Source organism: Priestia megaterium (genome assembly GCF_023824195.1).
GTDB lineage: Bacteria > Bacillota > Bacilli > Bacillales > Bacillaceae_H > Priestia > Priestia megaterium_D.
Map to the genome: position 1 here is coordinate 95,642 of NZ_CP085443.1, position 19,458 is coordinate 115,099.

At 33.9% G+C, this 19,458-nt stretch carries 18 protein-coding genes and 1 pseudogene; 6 read left to right on the forward strand and 13 right to left on the reverse strand.

The window, feature by feature from the left end:
- Positions 1–74: 74 nt before the first annotated feature.
- The 5 genes and pseudogenes from LIS78_RS27340 to LIS78_RS27360 form a co-directional block, all read right to left on the reverse strand.
- On the reverse strand, positions 75–506 hold the full coding sequence (locus LIS78_RS27340; RefSeq protein WP_209151979.1) for a WapI family immunity protein: 432 nt from the start codon (positions 504–506) through the stop codon (positions 75–77).
- A gap of 476 nt (positions 507–982) precedes the next feature.
- Complete coding sequence (locus tag LIS78_RS27345) at positions 983–1,393, reverse strand: hypothetical protein (protein WP_252285374.1); 411 nt, start codon at positions 1,391–1,393, stop codon at positions 983–985.
- A gap of 360 nt (positions 1,394–1,753) precedes the next feature.
- Positions 1,754–1,951, reverse strand: a pseudogene (locus tag LIS78_RS27350) (MerR family transcriptional regulator); the annotation flags it as partial.
- 899 nt (positions 1,952–2,850) lie between these two features.
- A complete protein-coding gene (locus tag LIS78_RS27355) occupies positions 2,851–3,279 on the reverse strand; it encodes an SMI1/KNR4 family protein (protein WP_209151976.1) in 429 nt (142 codons plus the stop codon).
- Positions 3,280–3,836: 557 nt separating this feature from the next.
- Complete coding sequence (locus tag LIS78_RS27360; protein WP_209151975.1) at positions 3,837–5,270, reverse strand: amino acid permease; 1,434 nt, start codon at positions 5,268–5,270, stop codon at positions 3,837–3,839.
- A 637-nt stretch (positions 5,271–5,907) separates the two neighbouring features.
- Here LIS78_RS27360 and hutP point away from each other — a divergent pair.
- From hutP to LIS78_RS27385, 5 genes are all read left to right on the forward strand, one after another.
- The gene (gene hutP / locus LIS78_RS27365; RefSeq protein ID WP_252285375.1) at positions 5,908–6,372 is read left to right on the forward strand and encodes a histidine utilization transcription antiterminator HutP; all 465 of its coding nucleotides are present in this window, start codon (positions 5,908–5,910) and stop codon (positions 6,370–6,372) included.
- Between the two features lie 311 nt (positions 6,373–6,683).
- On the forward strand, positions 6,684–8,195 hold the full coding sequence (gene hutH, locus LIS78_RS27370; protein WP_028408944.1) for a histidine ammonia-lyase: 1,512 nt from the start codon (positions 6,684–6,686) through the stop codon (positions 8,193–8,195).
- Positions 8,196–8,412: 217 nt separating this feature from the next.
- Positions 8,413–10,071 carry a urocanate hydratase gene (hutU, locus tag LIS78_RS27375; protein WP_209151973.1) on the forward strand — a complete coding sequence of 553 codons (1,659 nt, stop codon included), beginning with the start codon at positions 8,413–8,415 and terminating at the stop codon, positions 10,069–10,071.
- Positions 10,072–10,090: 19 nt separating this feature from the next.
- A complete protein-coding gene (gene hutI / locus LIS78_RS27380; protein WP_252285376.1) occupies positions 10,091–11,386 on the forward strand; it encodes an imidazolonepropionase in 1,296 nt (431 codons plus the stop codon).
- Positions 11,361–12,329, forward strand: a complete 969-nt coding sequence (locus LIS78_RS27385) for an agmatinase family protein (protein WP_252285377.1) — start codon at positions 11,361–11,363, stop codon at positions 12,327–12,329. Before hutI ends, LIS78_RS27385 begins: the two co-directional genes overlap by 26 nt.
- A gap of 231 nt (positions 12,330–12,560) precedes the next feature.
- Here the strand turns inward: LIS78_RS27385 and LIS78_RS27390 are convergent, their stop codons facing one another.
- Positions 12,561–12,752 (reverse strand): hypothetical protein, encoded by a 192-nt coding sequence (locus LIS78_RS27390; RefSeq protein WP_116079336.1) that lies wholly within the window; start codon positions 12,750–12,752, stop codon positions 12,561–12,563.
- 313 nt (positions 12,753–13,065) lie between these two features.
- Here LIS78_RS27390 and LIS78_RS27395 point away from each other — a divergent pair, with 313 nt between their 5' ends.
- Positions 13,066–13,689 (forward strand): LysE family translocator, encoded by a 624-nt coding sequence (locus tag LIS78_RS27395; RefSeq protein WP_209151970.1) that lies wholly within the window; start codon positions 13,066–13,068, stop codon positions 13,687–13,689.
- Between the two features lie 574 nt (positions 13,690–14,263).
- Here LIS78_RS27395 and LIS78_RS27400 read toward each other — a convergent pair.
- The 7 genes from LIS78_RS27400 to LIS78_RS27430 all read right to left on the reverse strand — a co-directional run bounded on the left by LIS78_RS27400 (position 14,264) and on the right by LIS78_RS27430 (position 19,385).
- The gene (locus LIS78_RS27400) at positions 14,264–14,530 is read right to left on the reverse strand and encodes a nucleoside triphosphate pyrophosphohydrolase (protein WP_252285378.1); all 267 of its coding nucleotides are present in this window, start codon (positions 14,528–14,530) and stop codon (positions 14,264–14,266) included.
- 249 nt (positions 14,531–14,779) lie between these two features.
- Positions 14,780–15,250, reverse strand: coding sequence for a DinB family protein (locus LIS78_RS27405; protein ID WP_209151968.1), 471 nt, complete (start codon positions 15,248–15,250; stop codon positions 14,780–14,782).
- A 53-nt stretch (positions 15,251–15,303) separates the two neighbouring features.
- The gene (locus LIS78_RS27410) at positions 15,304–16,473 is read right to left on the reverse strand and encodes a cysteine desulfurase family protein (RefSeq protein ID WP_252285379.1); all 1,170 of its coding nucleotides are present in this window, start codon (positions 16,471–16,473) and stop codon (positions 15,304–15,306) included.
- 2 nt (positions 16,474–16,475) lie between these two features.
- The gene (locus LIS78_RS27415; protein ID WP_209151966.1) at positions 16,476–16,880 is read right to left on the reverse strand and encodes an iron-sulfur cluster assembly scaffold protein; all 405 of its coding nucleotides are present in this window, start codon (positions 16,878–16,880) and stop codon (positions 16,476–16,478) included.
- 1 nt (position 16,881) lies between these two features.
- Complete coding sequence (locus tag LIS78_RS27420; RefSeq protein WP_252285380.1) at positions 16,882–18,051, reverse strand: LuxE/PaaK family acyltransferase; 1,170 nt, start codon at positions 18,049–18,051, stop codon at positions 16,882–16,884.
- The gene (locus LIS78_RS27425) at positions 18,048–18,314 is read right to left on the reverse strand and encodes a phosphopantetheine-binding protein (protein ID WP_209151964.1); all 267 of its coding nucleotides are present in this window, start codon (positions 18,312–18,314) and stop codon (positions 18,048–18,050) included. The genes LIS78_RS27420 and LIS78_RS27425 overlap by 4 nt, the downstream gene beginning before the upstream one ends.
- A 33-nt stretch (positions 18,315–18,347) precedes the next feature.
- Positions 18,348–19,385: a flavin-containing monooxygenase gene (locus LIS78_RS27430; protein WP_252285381.1), complete on the reverse strand. Its 1,038-nt coding sequence runs from the start codon at positions 19,383–19,385 to the stop codon at positions 18,348–18,350.
- Between the last annotated feature and the right edge of the window lie 73 nt (positions 19,386–19,458).

Below are 19,458 nucleotides of genomic sequence, written 5' to 3' on the forward strand. Positions count from 1 at the left end.
CAGCTTATCGGAAATAAAAATCAAAGGTGCTTTATGCTACCTTTGATTTTTCAATTGCACACCTATGAATTATCTCACTCGACATCACCATATTGGCTCAAAAATGCTTTTAATTCATTTAACGTAGCTAAAATAAAGCTTTGATCACTTTCTATCTCAAATTGTAGTACGTTTTCCAGATAAGGCTTTTCTCTATAGTAACCTTGTATGAAGAATTGACCCAAATTATTAAATTCAAATTCTATTTGAAGGGACGTTTCGTAGTTTATAAAAGTGGCTACATCTTGAAGGGTGTTATAGCATTTGTTTAATGCTTGATAAAATTCATACATATCGTTTGTAGTGAACCACAATTCTCCAAGTACATAATAATTTCCACTTTTTATTTCAACCGTGCCTTCAATATCATAACCTCCAAAATGGCTTTTTCTATTGGAAAAACCGTATTTCTCTCCTGACTTAATTTGAATAGATCCTTGCTTACCTCGCATCGTAATTTGATCCATAACTTCATCTCATTTCTAACTAATCTTTGCTAAAGAATAACAAAACTAGGAAAAAAGAAAAATACGTTACATACAATTTCTACTTACCATAGTCAGCATTATCGGTAAAAAACCCTTATAATTAAAATATATTTTAATTATAAGGGTTTTTTTCAGGATTCATTTTATTAAAATCATATAAAAATACAGTGAAATATGTTGCAATATATATAATTAAAATAACCCAAATCTTAAAAGGGTCAATTATAAAGTTAAAAAGTTGAGTTTGAGTAATAAGAAAGTGTATCAAAAGAGGAATGAACATACACAACCATATAAAATTCCGGTCTTTAACAATATTAAAAATAAAAATTATTGAAACAACAATTGTAAAAACTAAATAAACCAAGCATATCCCTCCTATATCATTAAATTTAACACATTTATCCAAAAGATTGTTAATTACCATAATGTGCGTTATAGGTAGTAAAAATCATTTAAAAAGGTTCTTTATTATAGGACTCAAGATCTTTAAACTCTTTAAACTTATTTCTAAAATTAGTAGATATTTTTTTATCCTTACTCAAAAGTAATACTAAAGATGAGTCCCACAACACCAATTCTGTCATTGCTTTTGGATGCTGAATAATTGGTGTTTCAACCCAAAAATTTGGATTCCCATCAGCATAAGGTTCCTCCTTAAGCATATCTAAATCTATATGTTCGTTCTTATTGAAAGCAGAAAAAACTCCCCATGCAAAATATATATCTTCTTTATTAGCTAGCTCTGTGAGCTTTTCACCTGTAATCCAATAAGTGCTTCCTCTAGCCTCATTAGGATAAATTCTATAATCCATAAAGTAATCAAGATAAGTATCTGGTAAAGATCCATCTAAATCTGTTAACAACCAATTGTACTTCTTCTGAAGAGTGTTAAAAGAACTTAGTATTTCTCTCAATGATTTCTTTGTATACCATATACAAAGCCAGTTAACATAATCACTCTTTTCGGCACATACGAAAAAAGAGAACCCTTATGGGAGTAAGGGTTCTAACAGAGTCATTTTTATAGAATATGCAAATCTTTATACACCCTTTATGTATCAATGTTTCTCTCTAGACTAAATGATAATGGAATGCATAAAAGTCCTCTCTTATATACATTTATAAAAAATTCGAATAAAAATAATCCAGTAAATATTGAAGATACAGATTGAGTAAGCATGAACAAAGACTAAAAGAACAAATCAAATTTACCTACTTTAAAATAAATCCTTACGCATTTCTCGGGTTCGAACGCCATCTTCAATTTTTTCTGCAATATCCATTAACCTTTCAATGTCGGAAAAGGAATACATTCGGGTACCTGAAGAATTCCGTTTTGGGAAAATAAGCTCCCGAGCTTCATAATAACGAACTTGTCTTTCTGATAAACCTGTCATTTCAGTAACGATTTTTATAGTCATAACTTTCTCATCTAAATATGGATGATTTTTAGTCAAGAATATCCTCTCCTATTTCCATTCTTTATCAGTATATATGTTATTAACTTTTGGATTGTATATAGAAATGAAGTTTATTAAATATAGCACGTTATAAACACTTCTTGATGAAAGGCGTTTTTAGTTCTTAAGAGTGACATTAGGTTAACTAATTTCAAAAAGCGAGCGTTTCAAAATCAATAACTAAGAAGAAAATAAGCGCTTCTAAATTGCTCAAATTTACGTCGAACCATTTATTATATGTAAAACCAAAGTTAATTCCCTCAGAGAGCGCTTCTCTGTATATTTGAAACATATTTTAGTCTGATTACTAATGAAATATGTTGATACCGTGCAACCTATATCATTTTAGTCATTTTCATTCTGATAAATAAAAAGACTTGCTTTAGATAGAAAGCAAGTTGAAAGAAGGATAATCACTTTGGTGATTCCATTATAATCCAATGACTATAGTGAATCATTAAAATATGGTTAAAAATCAATTAAAAGTAAATTAATTAATAAAAAGTATTAATTAACCTTTTATTTGAATTTCGTTAAAGTAATTTTATTAATTTAAATAAAATTCTTAACTTTATTCCTTTAATGTTTTAAAACGACATAGAATTAGATGTCTGCAAAAGTATACGTTTATGGGCTATCTATAGAAGACAAACCTGGACATTAATAAAATAAAAGGCCATATCATTATGAAATGATGTAGCCTTTTATTTTTAAGTATTAGATGAAATTTGTAAAAATATAATCAGTTTCTCTACAAATATATCATATTCATATGATTAAAGATTCTTTTTTAATTAGGCACACTTTATTATGATCGAGTCAGCACAATAAAAAATAAAGAAAATAAAACAAGGAACTATTTAAATACTTAACTTTCCACTTATCCAATCTTCTATAAAATGTTTCAATGAAGGTGCAATCTGGGCTCGTTGATTGTTCTCATGATTCCAAACATAAATATCATGTTGGTTTATAGATCTATCTGATGTTGAATATCCAAACATATCACCATTTCCAGCATCTGCGAAAAATAACAAATTGTTAAAAGGGATGTATACGTCCTCCATTCTGTCTCCTAAATTTAAATTTTCTCTTATAATTTTCTCTATAGACCAAATTAATGAGCAACCATAACCATCATTTACACCATTTGTTTCGTACAATAAACTTCTTAATTCTTTTGGAATCTGAATACTAAATAGCTTTTCCAGCACTTCTATGTCCTCTATACTAGCCGGTTCTCCATATACACATTCTGTTGAAATATTTTGTATTAAATCCTTCCACATAGGCTCACCTTCTTTATTAAAAGATTATATGTTAAGTTGGTAAGATAACAAATAATTGTTTCGATAGCTGTGAGGAAATTCACAACTTTAAAATCTGAAGAACATTATAATGTATTTGACCTTCTTAACAAAGGATCAGTCTTTCTTTGCATTATATAAGAACAATCATTCTGTAGTAATCTCTGTTCTGCTATGTTCGGAGATTTTTTCTATATTGAGAATAATTTCCAGTTATCATAATGTCTCCTTCCGAAGCACATAGTAAAGAATAGCTTTTGTACCACAAGAAATCTCAGAGGCTCTTTTTATTTCAGAATAAACGGATTAAAGGCTTTTTGAAAAATATAGAGGTAACTCATATTCAGATGACAGAGTTTAACCACATGTTTTATAAAAAGTCTTGATGGATTAATTCTTGTATAATATTTGTTATTGTAATTAAAAAGCAGATCTTATCCAAGGATAAAATCTGCTAAAAAATCAAAAAGAAGTAATGAAAACATCGTGATTTACTCAATGATTCATTAATTAAAGGAAGAATGTAATTCTCACTAGGTCTATTCTCCAGAACTTCTCTTTAATATTATTGTATCTTTTTCCTTATCTATTTTCTTATGAATACGTAAGTAATAGTAGGCATAGCATCCAATTGCAAATGGGATACCGCAGTATAAAGCAGCCCTGAGAGAATCAACAAAAGCCATACTAACAATGACTACTAAACAGAGTATAAAGCAGGTAATTGGAACAATAGGATACAGAGGTGTACGGAAGTTTAATTGATTAATATCATTTCCTTCCGCAATATAAGCTTTACGGAAATTTAATTGAGATAAGGCAGTTAACATCCAAACAGTGATACCAGCTAGGCCAGCAATCGATACTAAAATTAGAAAAACAGTATTAGCAGCAATGAAGCTTGTTAAGAGGGATAGACATGCTACTAAAAAAGTTACACTTAATGCGCGTAATGGTACCCCCTTTTGGCTTAATTTTGAAAAAGATTTCCCAGCAAATCCTTCGCGGCTCATAGCCCATAACATTCGTGTGGATGCATATAACCCTGAATTTGCAACCGATAAAACCGCAGTGAGAATAACAAAATTCATCACATCTGCTGCATACGGTATCCCAACATTGTCGAAAACATAGACAAATGGGCTATCCACTGATCCTGCTTTTTGCCAGGAGACTAAACTAACGAGGATAAGCATGGAAATTACATAAAAAAATACTGTTCGCCAAACTGTATTTTTAATAGCTCTAGGGATTTCCCTATGTGGATTTTCAGATTCTCCAGCTGCAATACCAATCAATTCGGTTCCCTGAAAAGAAAAAACAACTCCAATCATGGCAAAGAAAACACTACTAAATCCATTTGGAAAAAGTCCTCCATTATTCATTATGGTAGAAACACTTTGAACTGTATTTTTTGCCCCGTGAGTATCAAGAAATCCAAAAATTATACCTGCCCCAATTATAATAAATAATAAAATGGTTACGATTTTAATACTTGAAAACCAAAATTCTGTTTCTGCAAAACTCCGAGTAGACAGAGAGTTAATGATAAACAAAGAAGTTCCAAAAATAGCACACCAAACCCAAACAGGAATATCAGGAAACCAGCGCTGCATTAATAATCCAGATGCTGTGAATTCAACACTTACTGTAACTGCCCAATTCAACCAGTACATCCATCCCACAGTAAAACCTGTTCCAGGTCCTATATATTTTGTTGCATAGGCTTGAAATGACCCTGTCACCGGCATAGATACGGTCAATTCACCAAGGCAAAGCATAACTAAGTACATTAAGAAACCCACAACGAGGTAAGCTAATATAGCCCCACCAGGACCAGCTTCATTGATAATATGACCCGAATTTAGAAAAAGTCCTGTTCCAATTACTCCACCGATTGAAATCATAAATAAATGTCTGCTTTTCATATTTCTTTGAAGCTCATTGGGTACTTCTATTTTTTTACTATGCATGTATAACCCTCTTCCTAATAGTATGATTTAATTATTTTTATGTTATAAACAGGGTTCTCCTTTAAACTAAAAATTTAAATGAGCAGATCGGTTGGAGATAATTTAAAATATGTTTTGAATGAATATAGTTTTTTTATGATTTTTAAAATATCTATTAAAATCTCAAAAAAATATAATCTAGCTTTCCTTTACAAGTTACTATAAGTCTTTCCAATACAAAAAAACTTCGCAAAAATACTAATTTCCTTTTTGCCAAGTTCCATTCTATAAACTAATAACTAAATTGGAGTCTTGTTTTATTTACTTAACTACACCTAAATAAACTTATATAAGTAATATTTTTAAGTTTGATAGGTATCTGATCTACTCTCTTGGAGAAAACCCTATTCTAAAAAATAACATCATACCTGATTTTTATATTTCCATCTTTTTGTTAAGATCCTCCATTAACTAAAATTTAATTCATCCACTAAAGGCTAGATTATCTAGAATTTTCAGAATTATATTCAGTATATCTACCGAATAAATAGTTGTCAACGCAGAAATGTATGCGCTATCAAAAGCTAGATTGACAACTAATATACCCTTCAGTATATACTAATCTAGTAGTAAGGGAAGCACAAAGGGGGAACATCTTATGAGCAATCAGGTTAAACAAAAGAATAATTTTTCAATGGGTAAGTTAACTTCTTTATTGGTTCTCTTGCATAATACTGAACTGATGAAAGAAGTTGAACAAGAACTGGACTCAAGGGGTTATAACTATACAGTTGGAAAAGTTGGGGCTATGGAGCTATCAAAAGTAGTTGCTGCTGTTGAAACAAGTGCTAAAAATAACCATATTATAAATGCTAATTCGTATAGGGAAGTCCATGCTCTTTATCATGCCATATTGGAAGCAATTCAGGGAGTAAGTAGGGGGACTTTACAGTTAGGAGATATTTTACGTACAGTTGGTTTAACTTTTTCAATTGTCAGAGGAAATATTGACTCCTCTGGTTATGGTGGAGAATGGATTAGTGTATGTGTCTATGGAACTATAGGGGCCCCAAAAAAAGGGTTTGAACATGATGCATTAGGTTTTGGATTTAACCATATCTAAAAAAATCTATTCAAAGTAATTTAAATAAATATTTTTAAATTTTTCAAAAAACAATTGACAAAGTATTCAGATAAAGAGATACTAGTTTCAGATACATTAGTTGCTTTAAGCTTTAGATCTTAAAGTATAGATTCATATAGCATTGTTAGTTATGTTTGTTTTAGATATTTAAAATTGTATTTAAAGCCCATAGTTTATTCAGTTTAGTTTATAGGGGGCTATATCAAAAAAGATTTGTTTCTTTTTTGATATAGCCCCTTTTTATGTTCAAAAAACAATAAGATTTTTTAATTTAAAAAGGAGTGATTAGAATGTTTGTTCAAATAGATGGTAACTCATTAACGTATGAACAAATTCATCAAGTTATTTATGAAGGTTATTCTGTTAAAATTAGTGATCACGCGCTAGAAAATATCAAAAGAAGTAGAGCTTTAGTGGAGGATAGCATTACCAATAACAAGGTAATTTACGGTGTGAACACAGGATTTGGGAAATTCAGTGACACAGTTATTTCAAAGGATGATTTAGCTGACTTACAAATCAATTTAATTCGAAGCCATGCTTGTGGGCTTGGGGAGCCATTTCCTATAGAAGTAAGCCAGGTTATGTTACTTCTAAGAGCTAATGCATTAGCGAAAGGCTATTCAGGAATTCGTCTAGAAACACTGCAGTTATTAATAGATTGTTTAAATCAAAATATCGTTCCAGTTATTCCTAGTCAAGGATCCCTAGGAGCAAGTGGTGATCTAGCTCCTCTATCGCACTTAGCCCTATTATTAGTTGGAGAAGGAGAAGCCGTCTTTAATGGTGAAAAAATGTCAGGTGCAGAAGCATTGAAATTAGCAGGCCTTCAACCAATCAAATTGCAAGCTAAGGAAGGGCTTGCTTTAATCAATGGAACCCAAGCTATGACTGCTGTAGGTGTGGTTGCTTATATGGAGGCTCAAAAGTTAGCTGACCTTTCAGATGGAATTGCTTCCCTAACATTAGAAGGTTTACAAGGAATTGTTGACGCTTTCACACCAGAATCTCATTCTGTAAGACCTTACCCTGAACAGAAACAAGTGGCTGAACGAATTCTTTCTTACCTTGACGGTAGTCAACTAACCACTACTCAAGGACAAATTCGAGTTCAAGATGCGTATTCATTACGATGTATCCCACAAGTCCATGGTGCTATTCAACAAGTTTTAAATTATGTAAAAGAGAAACTATCGATTGAGATAAACTCAGCAACAGATAATCCACTAATCTTCTCGGACAGTGGAAATGTTATTTCCGGTGGAAACTTTCATGGACAACCTATCGCTTTTGCGATGGACTTTCTTGGAATTGCAATGTCTGAAGTAGGAAATATTTCTGAAAGACGTATCGAACGATTGGTGAATCCCCAACTAAGTGATTTACCGGCATTTTTAAGTCCTGACCCTGGTCTTCAATCAGGCTTAATGATTACTCAATATGCTGCTGCTTCATTAGTTTCGGAAAATAAGACATTAGCTCATCCTTCTAGTGTAGACTCTATTCCATCTTCTGCTAATCAAGAAGATCATGTGAGTATGGGAACAACTGCTGCTCGCCATGCTTATCAAATTATTCAAAATAGTAGAAGGGTTCTTGCCATCGAAGCTATCTGTGCTGCTCAGGCTGCTGATATTAGAGGTGTAAGTAAGTTAGCTCCAGAAACAACGAAACTTTATTCGAGAATTAGAAAATCTGTTCCAACAATTACAAAAGATCGAATCTTCTCACGTGATATTGAAAAATTGGCTGCTGATTTAAAAGGGGTTGTAAAAGAAGTTAATTACGAAATGGTACGTTAATGAACGTGTGAAGTCGTTTTTATTATAAAACTCTAGCATAAACTCATTAAAATATTAGGATATCAATCTTTCTTTTTCTCAATTATGAAGATTTATGAGATTTCCTTCGTAAAGTAAACCCGTATGAAATATGGCCAGAGTATAAGTAATTATCTATAAGAATAAATTTTAAAAAACAGTTTAAAATTATTTGAATTTATTTACAGGGGGAAGAAATATGACTACTGAACAAAAAGTAATTAAGGCGCCTCATGGAAAAGAATTAAATACAAAAGGTTGGATACAAGAGGCAGTTCTTCGTATGTTAATGAACAATTTAGATCCGGAAGTGGCAGAACATCCGGAGAAATTAGTTGTATATGGGGGAATAGGGAAGGCAGCTCGAAATTGGGATGCATTCGATCGTATCGTAACCACTTTGAAAGATCTAGAAGAGGATGAAACACTATTAGTACAGTCTGGAAAACCAGTAGCTGTTTTTAAAACTCATAAAGATGCACCACGTGTACTCTTAGCTAACTCCAATATTGTTCCGGCCTTTGCAAATTGGGAAAAATTCCATGAACTCGATAAAAAAGGATTGATGATGTATGGGCAAATGACAGCCGGTAGCTGGATTTATATTGGAAGTCAAGGAATTGTACAAGGTACGTATGAAACATTTGCTGAATGTGCGAAACAACATTTTAATGGTAGTCTCGAAGGTACCATTACCGTAACAGCTGGATTAGGAGGCATGGGAGGCGCTCAGCCATTAGCCGTTACAATGGCAGGGGGCGTAGTCATTGGAATTGATGTTGACCGAACACGTATTGAAAAACGAATTGAAACACGCTATTGTGACGTTGTGTTAGAAAGCTTAGATGACGCCATTGCTTTAGCACAAGAAGCAAAAGACTCAGGAAAAGCGCTCTCGATTGGTGTGGTTGGAAATGCAGCTGAAGTGCTTCCTCAAATGATTAAACGTGGATTTATTCCAGACATTGTAACGGATCAAACATCCGCGCATGATCCATTAAATGGATACCTTCCAGTAGGCTTTACCTTAGAGCAAGGGGAAGTATTACGTACTGAAAATCCTGAAGAATATGTAAGGAAATCTAAGGCGAGTATGGCTGTTCATGTTCAGGCTATGTTAGATATGCAGAAAGAAGGAGCCATTGCTTTCGACTACGGAAATAATATTCGTCAAGTAGCGTTAGATGAAGGCGTAAAAGACGCGTTCAACTTCCCAGGTTTTGTACCTGCTTATATCCGTCCTCAATTCTGTGAAGGAAAAGGACCTTTCCGTTGGGTAGCTTTATCAGGTGATCCAGAAGATATTTATAAAACAGACGAAGTCATTTTACGTGAATTCTCATATAATACTCACCTTTGTAACTGGATTAAAATGGCGAGAGAAAAAATTGAATTTCAAGGATTACCGGCACGTATCTGTTGGTTAGGATATGGAGAACGTGCACGATTTGGAAAAATTATTAATGAAATGGTTGCATCTGGAGAACTTTCAGCACCTATTGTTATTGGTAGAGATCATTTAGACGCGGGATCTGTTGCTTCGCCAAACCGCGAAACAGAAGCGATGAGAGATGGCAGTGATGCTGTAGCAGATTGGCCTATTTTAAATGCACTAGTTAATACAGCCGCAGGGGCAAGTTGGGTATCTGTTCACCATGGTGGTGGCGTAGGCATGGGGTATTCTCTTCACGCAGGTATGGTCGTAGTAGCAGATGGCACGGAAGATGCGGCTAAACGTCTTGAACGCGTATTAACAACAGACCCTGGTATGGGGGTAGTTCGTCATTTAGATGCAGGCTATGAATTAGCCATTCAAACTGCCAAAGAAAAAGGCATGAACATTCCAACATTAGACTAAAAGAAAAGGAGTGAGCATCATGTCATCTATTACGTATATTAAACGCGCCTCACAACTGATTACAGTTAGAGGCGGAACTAAAGAACCAAAACGCGCTCAAGATATGTCCGATATCGGTATTATCGAGCATGGCAGTGTTGTAGTAGAAAATGGGTTGATTACGTTTGTTGGATCGGATGTTGAAGCAGAACGTTATGTTCGTACTTTGAATGGACATATCAATACGATTGAGGCTTCAGGAAAGATTGTTACTCCAGGTCTAATCGATCCTCATACTCACATTGTGTTTGGGGGAAGTCGTGAAAAAGAGCTAGAGATGCGATTAAACGGAGCTAAATATATTGATATCCTAAAGGCAGGCGGAGGAATTCTCCAAACAACAACAAGTACAAGAGAAGCTACAGAAGAACAATTGATTCAAGAAACCTCCAAACGCCTAAATCGTTTTCTACAATATGGAGTTACGACGGTTGAAGCGAAAAGTGGATATGGTTTGACACTAGAAGATGAATTGAAACAGCTACGAGCAGCCAAAAAGCTCGACGAAAGGCATCCTATTGATATAGTTTCTACCTTCATGGGAGCTCATGCTGTTCCAGTTGAATATAAAGAAAATCCAGACGAATTTGTTCGTTTAGTGATAGAGGAAATGATTCCAAGAGTTGCAGAAGAAAATTTGGCTGAGTTTTGCGATGTTTTTTGTGAAGAAGGAGTCTTTACAATTGAACAGTCGGAGCAAATTCTTGAGGCAGGAAAAGTCTACGGATTAAAGCCAAAAATACATGCAGATGAAATTGTTCAATTTGGCGGTGCAGAACTTGCAGCAAAGGTAGGGGCTGTTTCAGCCGACCATTTATTACAGGCATCCGATGAAGGTATTAAACAAATGGATAAAAGTGGTGTTATTGCAGTCTTGTTGCCAGGTACAGCGTTCTTTTTAATGGAGAAGCCTGCGAATGCAAGAAAGATGATTGAAGCTGGAGTTCCGGTTGCCCTTTCAACTGATCGTAATCCAGGGTCATCACCTACTGAATCGTTACCTTTTATTATGAATCTAGCATGTCTTACGATGAAGATGACGCCAGCCGAAGTTCTAACAGCATGTACAATTAATGCAGCTCATGCCATTGGAAGAGCTGATGAAGTTGGAAGTATCGAAGTAGGAAAGAAAGGGGACCTTGTTTTATTTGATGCACCGAATTATCAAACGTTGCAGTATAACTATGCAGTGAACCTTGTAGATACTGTCATTAAAAAAGGACAAGTGATTGTGGAAGGTGGGGCTTTACGTGACGTACCCGTATCCACAACTTAATCGTCCCTCTTTTCATTGGGAAAGACAGCGTTCAACTGAACCTAAGGTAAGTGATTGGATCGAGACTTTTGAGGTCCAAGATGAAATAGATTTTCAAGCTGTAGATGTAACCGTTTTGGGAGTCCCTCTTTCCAGATCTTCTATTAGTGCATCAGGAGCAAGTGAAACTCCCTTGGCCATGAGACAACTATGGAAATCGTTTAATCCGTATCATATTGAATATGATACGGATTTGACCCCCTTATCGGTTTTAGATTTAGGCGATGTCAAACAGCATGTAACAGATATTTCACTTTCTCATCAGTATATTAAAGAAGCCATGATTTCAATGCGGAAATATCACCCTCATACACTGCCTATCATGTTAGGGGGAGATCATTCGATTACGGCTATGTTAGTAAAAGGCTGGAAAGATTCGCATCCAGAACAACGTATAGGGATTCTTCAATTCGATACACATTTTGATTTACGTAGTTTAGAAGATAACGGACCATCAAATGGAACACCCATTCGAAACCTGATTGAGAGTGGTACAATTGAAGGCAAAAACGTTTGGAATATTGGCCTGCATGGATTTTATAACTCGAAATCTCTCAAAGAGTATGCAGATACTAAAAGTGTTAATTACGTAACCTTACTTCAAGCTAGAAAAACAGGGATTTCTTGCATAGTTGAAAGAGCCTTAGATGATTTAGCCAAGGAAGTGGATGTCATCTATCTAACAGTAGATATGGATGTTCTTGATGTGGCTTATGCCCCTGGTGTACCAGCAGGAACAACAGGAGGAATGAGAACGGATGAATTATTTGAAGCCATATACATTGCGGGCTCACATCCATTAGTCCAAGCAATGGATATTGTATGTTTAGATCCCTTACGCGATAAATCAGGAATTACTATTAAAGCAGGAGTACATGTATTTTTAACCTTTTACATTAAATAATAATTTATTTCACTTTATTTGTAAGAGTGATGGTTAACGTGCTCTATTTTTTAAAAAGTATCTAATATCGACCATATAGTCAAACGCTGTATATTATCTTTACAGGAACCTATAAAATAAAAGAGAAGAACACATTTGTGATCTTCTCTTTTTCCATTTAGATAAATTTATTATGTAACATTTTAAATAATAGCTATATCCTTTATATTTTCAGGTAGTTTTTTTAGTCTTTTAATACCTGAAATTTACTTCATTCATTAATCTATTTAAAGCAATTTTTAAAATATCATAATCTGTATACTCTTGTTTAGAAGATAAATACCTCTGCCCTTTTTCCATCAATAACTTTTTAATCTGATTACATAAATCAATTTCAGCTTTCAAAAGTTTTATTTCTTTGCTGGTTTCCATTTGTTGATGCACAAAAACAACTCCTTTTTCTTTTGAATGTATAGAAATATTCTATGCTGAAGATAAAGCTCCTTCATTTATAAGCTTATTTTTTGTATAAAAGAGTAAACTTCAGTAGCATTTTCTGTTTTTAATCTGTATTTCATATATATGTTTAGTTAACATAATCACTTTTCTGAAACGCACAATAAAAGGAACTCATTAGTTCAGAAAAACCAATGAAAAATATTACAGTGTTTTATCTTCAATTAATAAAGCGATTAACATATAATAACATGTGAGAATTATATACACAGAACTATTTTGATCGAGAGGCGATAACAAAATGGAAAACTTTTATTTGTTTGTGATTACATGCATATTCCTAGTTATTTTACCTGGTCCGGATACTGCAATCATGACAAAAAACACTCTAACTGTTGGGAGACAGGGAGGGTTTAAAACGATGCTTGGAATTTGTTGCGCACTATCTATTCACACATTAACTGCTATTTTAGGACTTTCAGCGATTATTGCGAAATCGGTTTTGTTATTTTCTATCTTCAAATATATCGGTGCAGTTTACTTAATTTATTTAGGCATCAAGTCATTATGGACATTGAGAAATAAAGAAAAAGCAGAAACAACTACTGAAAATAAATATAAGAATAAGTCTTCTTTCAAACAAGGTTTTCTTACCAATTTACTAAACCCAAAAATAGCTGTTTTCTTCCTAACCTTTCTGCCACAGTTCGTGAATCCTGAAAGCCATACGTTTATGCCGTTTCTTATACTTGGGATAACTTATATTGTATTAACCGTCGTGTGGTATTTATTTTATATTTATTTACTTAACCAGATTAGTGCTTTTATGAAGAAGCCTAAGACACAAAAGGTTATCGAAGGAATAACAGGTACTATACTGATAGTATTTGGTATAAAACTAGCTCTAGAAAAGGCCCATAATTAGATAGCTGAGAATTCATTATCGATACGGCTTCCTATATTGCTTAAAAACAAAAAAATCCACTGGGCTTAATCAGTGGATTTTCTGTTTATTGAACGTTAGTCGTAAAGTGATGATTCATCCATCTCAGTTAATTTGCTCAAAAGAGTAAAAAATATGTACATACATAAAAAAAGAGTTGTATTTTAAATTGTTGTTCAAATGTACGTTTTGAAACAGAAATAAATACGACTTCCGTAAAAGTATACTTTTACGAACGAGATATTTAAATCTATTACAAGATGTTAAAGTAATTATTATCGTTAACAAAATAAAAAGCCACCTAGTATTTGCAGGACAGGTGGCTTTTTACTATAAAATGCATGTGCAGAAACATAATAACATGTTTTTTCCATATAGACTATATTTTTCTGTGCGAGTATATAACGTGCACTTTTTATACATTAAATCCTTATCCACTTATCCAAGGAACCCCCGTTATATCTATGATGTATAAAAAATTGAATAAAAGAGAAACAAGGCCCTCATCAGAACCACAATCAGTAGGTTTTTTTCTTATGTAACTAGAAATTAATTTTTAATCTTTCTTATGGACTTCCACTAAGAATAATCTTTTATCAAAGGCTCCTTTTTTATACTTTTTACATTGTCTAACTGTCTCTAACTCTTTAATGGAAAACCCATGACACTGTGCTAGTCCATAAATTACTTCTAATAAATCCGCAAGTTCTTCTATAACTTCTTTGGACTTAGAAGCTGCTAAATACTCCTTTAACTCTTCCTCTCCAGATTCTTGGATAATTTCAGGGATACGATCTCTGACTAGCTTATTGTAAATTATCATCTACTTCATCTCCTTTATAATTAAACTATTTAGTGTATGGTCACAGCCAACTCCAAAAGTAATTACTAAATTTCCCCTCTGACTTTTATCAAATTTGTATCATGGATGACCTGTAACATAGTGATAAACATTTCTATATAAAAACTCTCTAAACAAAAAAACAAGCCTTTGAAAACAAATGCTTGTTTTTTGTTTAGAGCTTAGTAATATGAACGGCTAGAGGGTACCTTTCATCTGTACCTAAACTGATTATTTTTTTACACTTTCATATTTAACAACGCGTTTCATTGCTTGGATATGGCCTAAATGATTGGATTCATGTAGAACGGCCAATCCTGCTAGTTCCCCAAAAGTTTCAAATCCCATAAATGGTTTTTGAAGAGTTTCCTTTAATTGTTCACTTGGAATTTGTTGAAGACGAATGGACTGATCCTTAAGCTGAATAATCAATTCTTCTAAGCTCGGCACCTCACCTTTCCAGTCAGCCGGTTTCGTGCCATTTCCAAACAATTCGATATAGTTTACTGGAAGGTAAGTTGTTTTTTCTGGAAAGCCAAACATTAATTGCTCAGTGAATGTTAATACGTGGCCAATATGCCAATGAATTGTATTGTTAAAGCCATCTGGCTGAACACTCGCTACTTCTGTGGAAATAGCTTCTACGTTTCTAATAAAAAAATCTTTTGCAACTTTAAATTGCTTAAATACTAATTCATCCATATAGTCCCACTACCTTTCAACTACTATTCTTAGATCTTTTTATTCTTATATAGCTATATAGACATTTGATACTTAGGGGAGAAAGAACGCAATCTCATCACGGATTGTTTTAAATGTCTAACTAACTGATTTATTTCATCCTCTGTAGTTAACGCACCTATACTTATACGGATTGAGCTTCTAATCTCTTCATCTGTTTTACCAATTGCTTTTAATACATGTGAAAGTTTAGATGAAGTAGAGCTGCATGCAGAAGCAATAGATACACAAATTCCTAATTCATTTAACATACTGGCTAAGGATTCTCCTCTAATCCCAGAAAATTGAATGTTTATCGTGGAGGGAACATTAGCATGTATGTCTCCGTTTATTAAACAATCCTCAATTTCTGCATGGAGATTAGTTAAGAATAAGTTACGTAGGTACTCTGTCTTTGTAAGATTGAAGTATAGATCTTCTTGAACTATTTTTGCAGCAATCCCAAAACCGACAATACCTGCTACATTTTCTGTTCCAGAACGCATACCAAATTCTTGAGATCCCCCAAGGATAAGAGGAGGAATATTCACACCTTCATGTAAATATAAACACCCTACTCCCTTAGGTCCATAAATTTTATGTGCTGACATGGATAAACTATCAATTGGAAGTTCCTTTAAATTAACTGGTATTTTCCCAACTGCCTGCACTGCATCGCAATGGAAATGAATATTGTGCTTTTTACACAGGTTACCTATTTCTTTTATAGGCTGTATAGACCCAATTTCATTATTTACCATCATGACTGTAACAAGAACGGTTTGGCTAGTTATAGCTCTTTCAATATCATTAACATCCACAATACCAGCCGAATTGACAGGTATTGTAGTAATTTGAAATCCATGATGCTTTCTTAAGTAATCACACGTTTTTAAGATAGCTGGATGTTCAATTGAACTTGTAATAATATGCTTCTTCTTTGAACTTTTAGCTGCTATGCCTTTTAATATAGTGGAATTTGCCTCAGATCCACCACTTGTAAAAAATATATTACCATCCTCAACACCAATAAGATTAGCTATATCTTTACGTGCTATTTCAATGGCCTCTTTAGCACGATACCCTATAGAATAAGTACTCGACGGATTTCCAAAATGATTTTGAAGATACGGTAACATACCTTCTAATACTCTTGGATCAATAGGAGTAGTGGCATTATAGTCAAAATAAATAGGTGTATGCATTGTTAAAATGCACCTTCCCCTTCTACCAGAAACTCTTTCTGTTCAAACTTCTTTTTTGTTGGATTTGCACACTGATTTAGAATATTTAAAGCGATATCAACACAGTGAAGCTGTGAAGGTTCTAACTCACCTAACCATTCAACAACATCATCTCGTGTAATAGACGAAATTTCAGCTTTAGACATACCAACTATTTTTTCTGAAACAATACTTGCTGTAGCAATAGATGTAGAGCATCCATAAGCTCTATAAGCTACATCGGAAATAACCTCTTGGTTTAACTTTAAATACATGTGTACTGTATCACCACAAATAGGATTACTGATTTCGATAACATAGTCCGCATCTGTAAGTTCACCAATATTTCTAGGATTCATAAAATGATCACAGATTATATCATTGAACATTTTAAATTCCCCCTTTGATAGCCATGCCTTTTTCTTTTTCTTCGATAAACTTTTCAAGGTTAATTGCACAACAACCTACTTCTACGCCTGGCATCCTTGAAATATATACTAACGTCTGTCCATTACGACCACATTCGCAAGATGTATCTTTTCTTAAATAGCCAACATCTTCTGTCAGAATGAATCCTGGATAAGAAATAGAGGTTGGATCATAAATAGCAATAACGCCTCTTTCCCCATATTCAACTTCCTCTAAGACATTGTGTGGATTACGCATAGAAACGTGAACCCATGGTGGAATATGTTTTTCTTGTTTATGGCATTCTACTGCAAGCATATTAGCTTCTACTAATCCATACATATCCCTCACATTGTACGCTTGAAGACCCAAATATTCATGACATAGCTCATTAAATTCTGCTCGTGGAATTTCTTCACCAGTGAACCTTTTCCATCCTCCAAGCGTAATAATAAAGCTGTTTTTTTCTAAATTAAGTTTAATATTGCGATCCATACAATATTTAATTAATCTATATACTAAAAATGGAGGACCTACTATGTGTCTAGTGTGCTTTCCATCCCAACTCTGTAAGACTTCTACAGCCTTTTCAGGGTTGAATGTTATCTTTTTCACTAAATTAACGCTACCATCTAATAAACCAGCAAAAACGTTCAGTGCTTTTACCATTCCCATTTCAGGCATTTCTTCAGTTGGTGGGAAAAGGAATAATCCCATCCCTCTGGAGAACTTAAAGAACTCTCTATATGTGGTTACAACACTATCAAATGCACTATCCATTGTTAAACGATCACGACGAGATACACTAGGGATACCACTTGTTCCTGTACTTCTCATTTCGAATTCAACTTCGTTTAATTTCGATGTCATAAGAAGGTGAGAATCACATTGTTTAAATGTTTGAACTGGAATTAAAGGGATTTTTGCTAAATCATTAAAACCCTTTATATCCTGAGGGCTAACGTCTTTCTTCTTACATAAATCACGATAAAATTCATTGTTTTCATAATGATAGTTAAAGTTATCTGCGATAATGCTGCCTTTATATTCATTTACTGTATCAAAAGGCATTTTATAAAGGTTATGAGCACTGCCGACTAATGTATTTAATGGGGATAATCCTAGTTCTTTTAATTGAGTAGATAAGTTCATTTAATAGCCTCCTTAGTGTTCTGAGCTTGTATTTGTTTTACTAACAACACAACGTCCTCAATCGTATTACACCAGCTATAGTCCTCAGTTGGAATGCTAATATCTAACTTCTGCTCTAAATCTAAAACAAGCTCTAAACGATCAGTTGAATCTAGCGCTAAATCTCCGGACAAATTGCTATCTATTTTAATATCCGTTTCTTTTAAAGGTGAAAAAACTAAAATAGAGTCTTTTATCATCATAAAAATCTTATCGTTTTCCATAGTTAGGACCCCCATTAAAACTTTTCATATCAATTAAGTTATATGATTTGCTAAGAACTTGGCGTCTTCTCCAACCCCTAATAATAAGGCGGAACCTCGCCGGTATTGCCATGATAACCCTAGAAAGTAAAGACCCTTTTCTTTTGTTATGCCTCGATCATGAATCACATTATTGTTTTCATCAATTATATTAGGGACTTCAATCCATTCGTAATCATTATGGTAACCAGTGGCCCAGATGATATTCTCTGGTTGGACCTTCTCGCCATTTTGACAAATTAAACTCTTACCGTCTGCCTTTGAAACTTTTGAAACCTTTTTAACAGTTCCTCTGTTTAGCAGTGGTTTTAACTCTTTCCCTATAATCGGATCATTTTTTTTCATAAACTGTCCCAATTTCGAATGGATAGTTGCTTTTGATACTCCAAGCACTTGGAACCACCAAAAAATACTCCTATTCAGTAATGTATAGGGTAGGAATTTCATTCTTTTACCTACAGATAGATAAACTTCTCTGCTTTCAGCTAACTCTGTTGCAATCTGTACCCCTGAATTACCAGCACCCACTATTAAAGTTGTTCCTTCTTTTAATTGAGAGGGGTTTTTATAATGAGCTGCATGAATTTGAAAAATATCTTTTGAGACATCTTTCTCAATGTCTGGTACAAAGGGTTTTTGAAAGGGCCCAGTGGCAACAATTATATTTTTCGCTACGTAATTCCCCTTATTAGTAACAAGGTGGAACTGCTCATTCTCTTTAAATAAATTAATAACTGCTGTATTCAGTTGAATTGGAAGATTATAATGCCGACTGTAATTCTCTAAATAATCGGCAATCTCATCTTTATTAGGGTAACCATGTGGCGACCCTTCTACGTTCATACCCGGTAGTGCACTATGAGATCTAGGTGTAAACAAGGTTAAAGAATCGTAGCGATGACGCCAAGAGTCTCCAACTCTACTATTAGAATCTATTATTAAAAATGAAAGAGATTTTTGCTTTAAATAATAACCAATAGCTAATCCTGCTTGCCCAGCGCCAATTACAATTGTGTTATATGAATTTCCCATTTAACATCCCTCCTTCAACAATAGTAAGTACATTATGCGTAGTAGGATGAATTTATTAGGAAAAGAGGGAAAA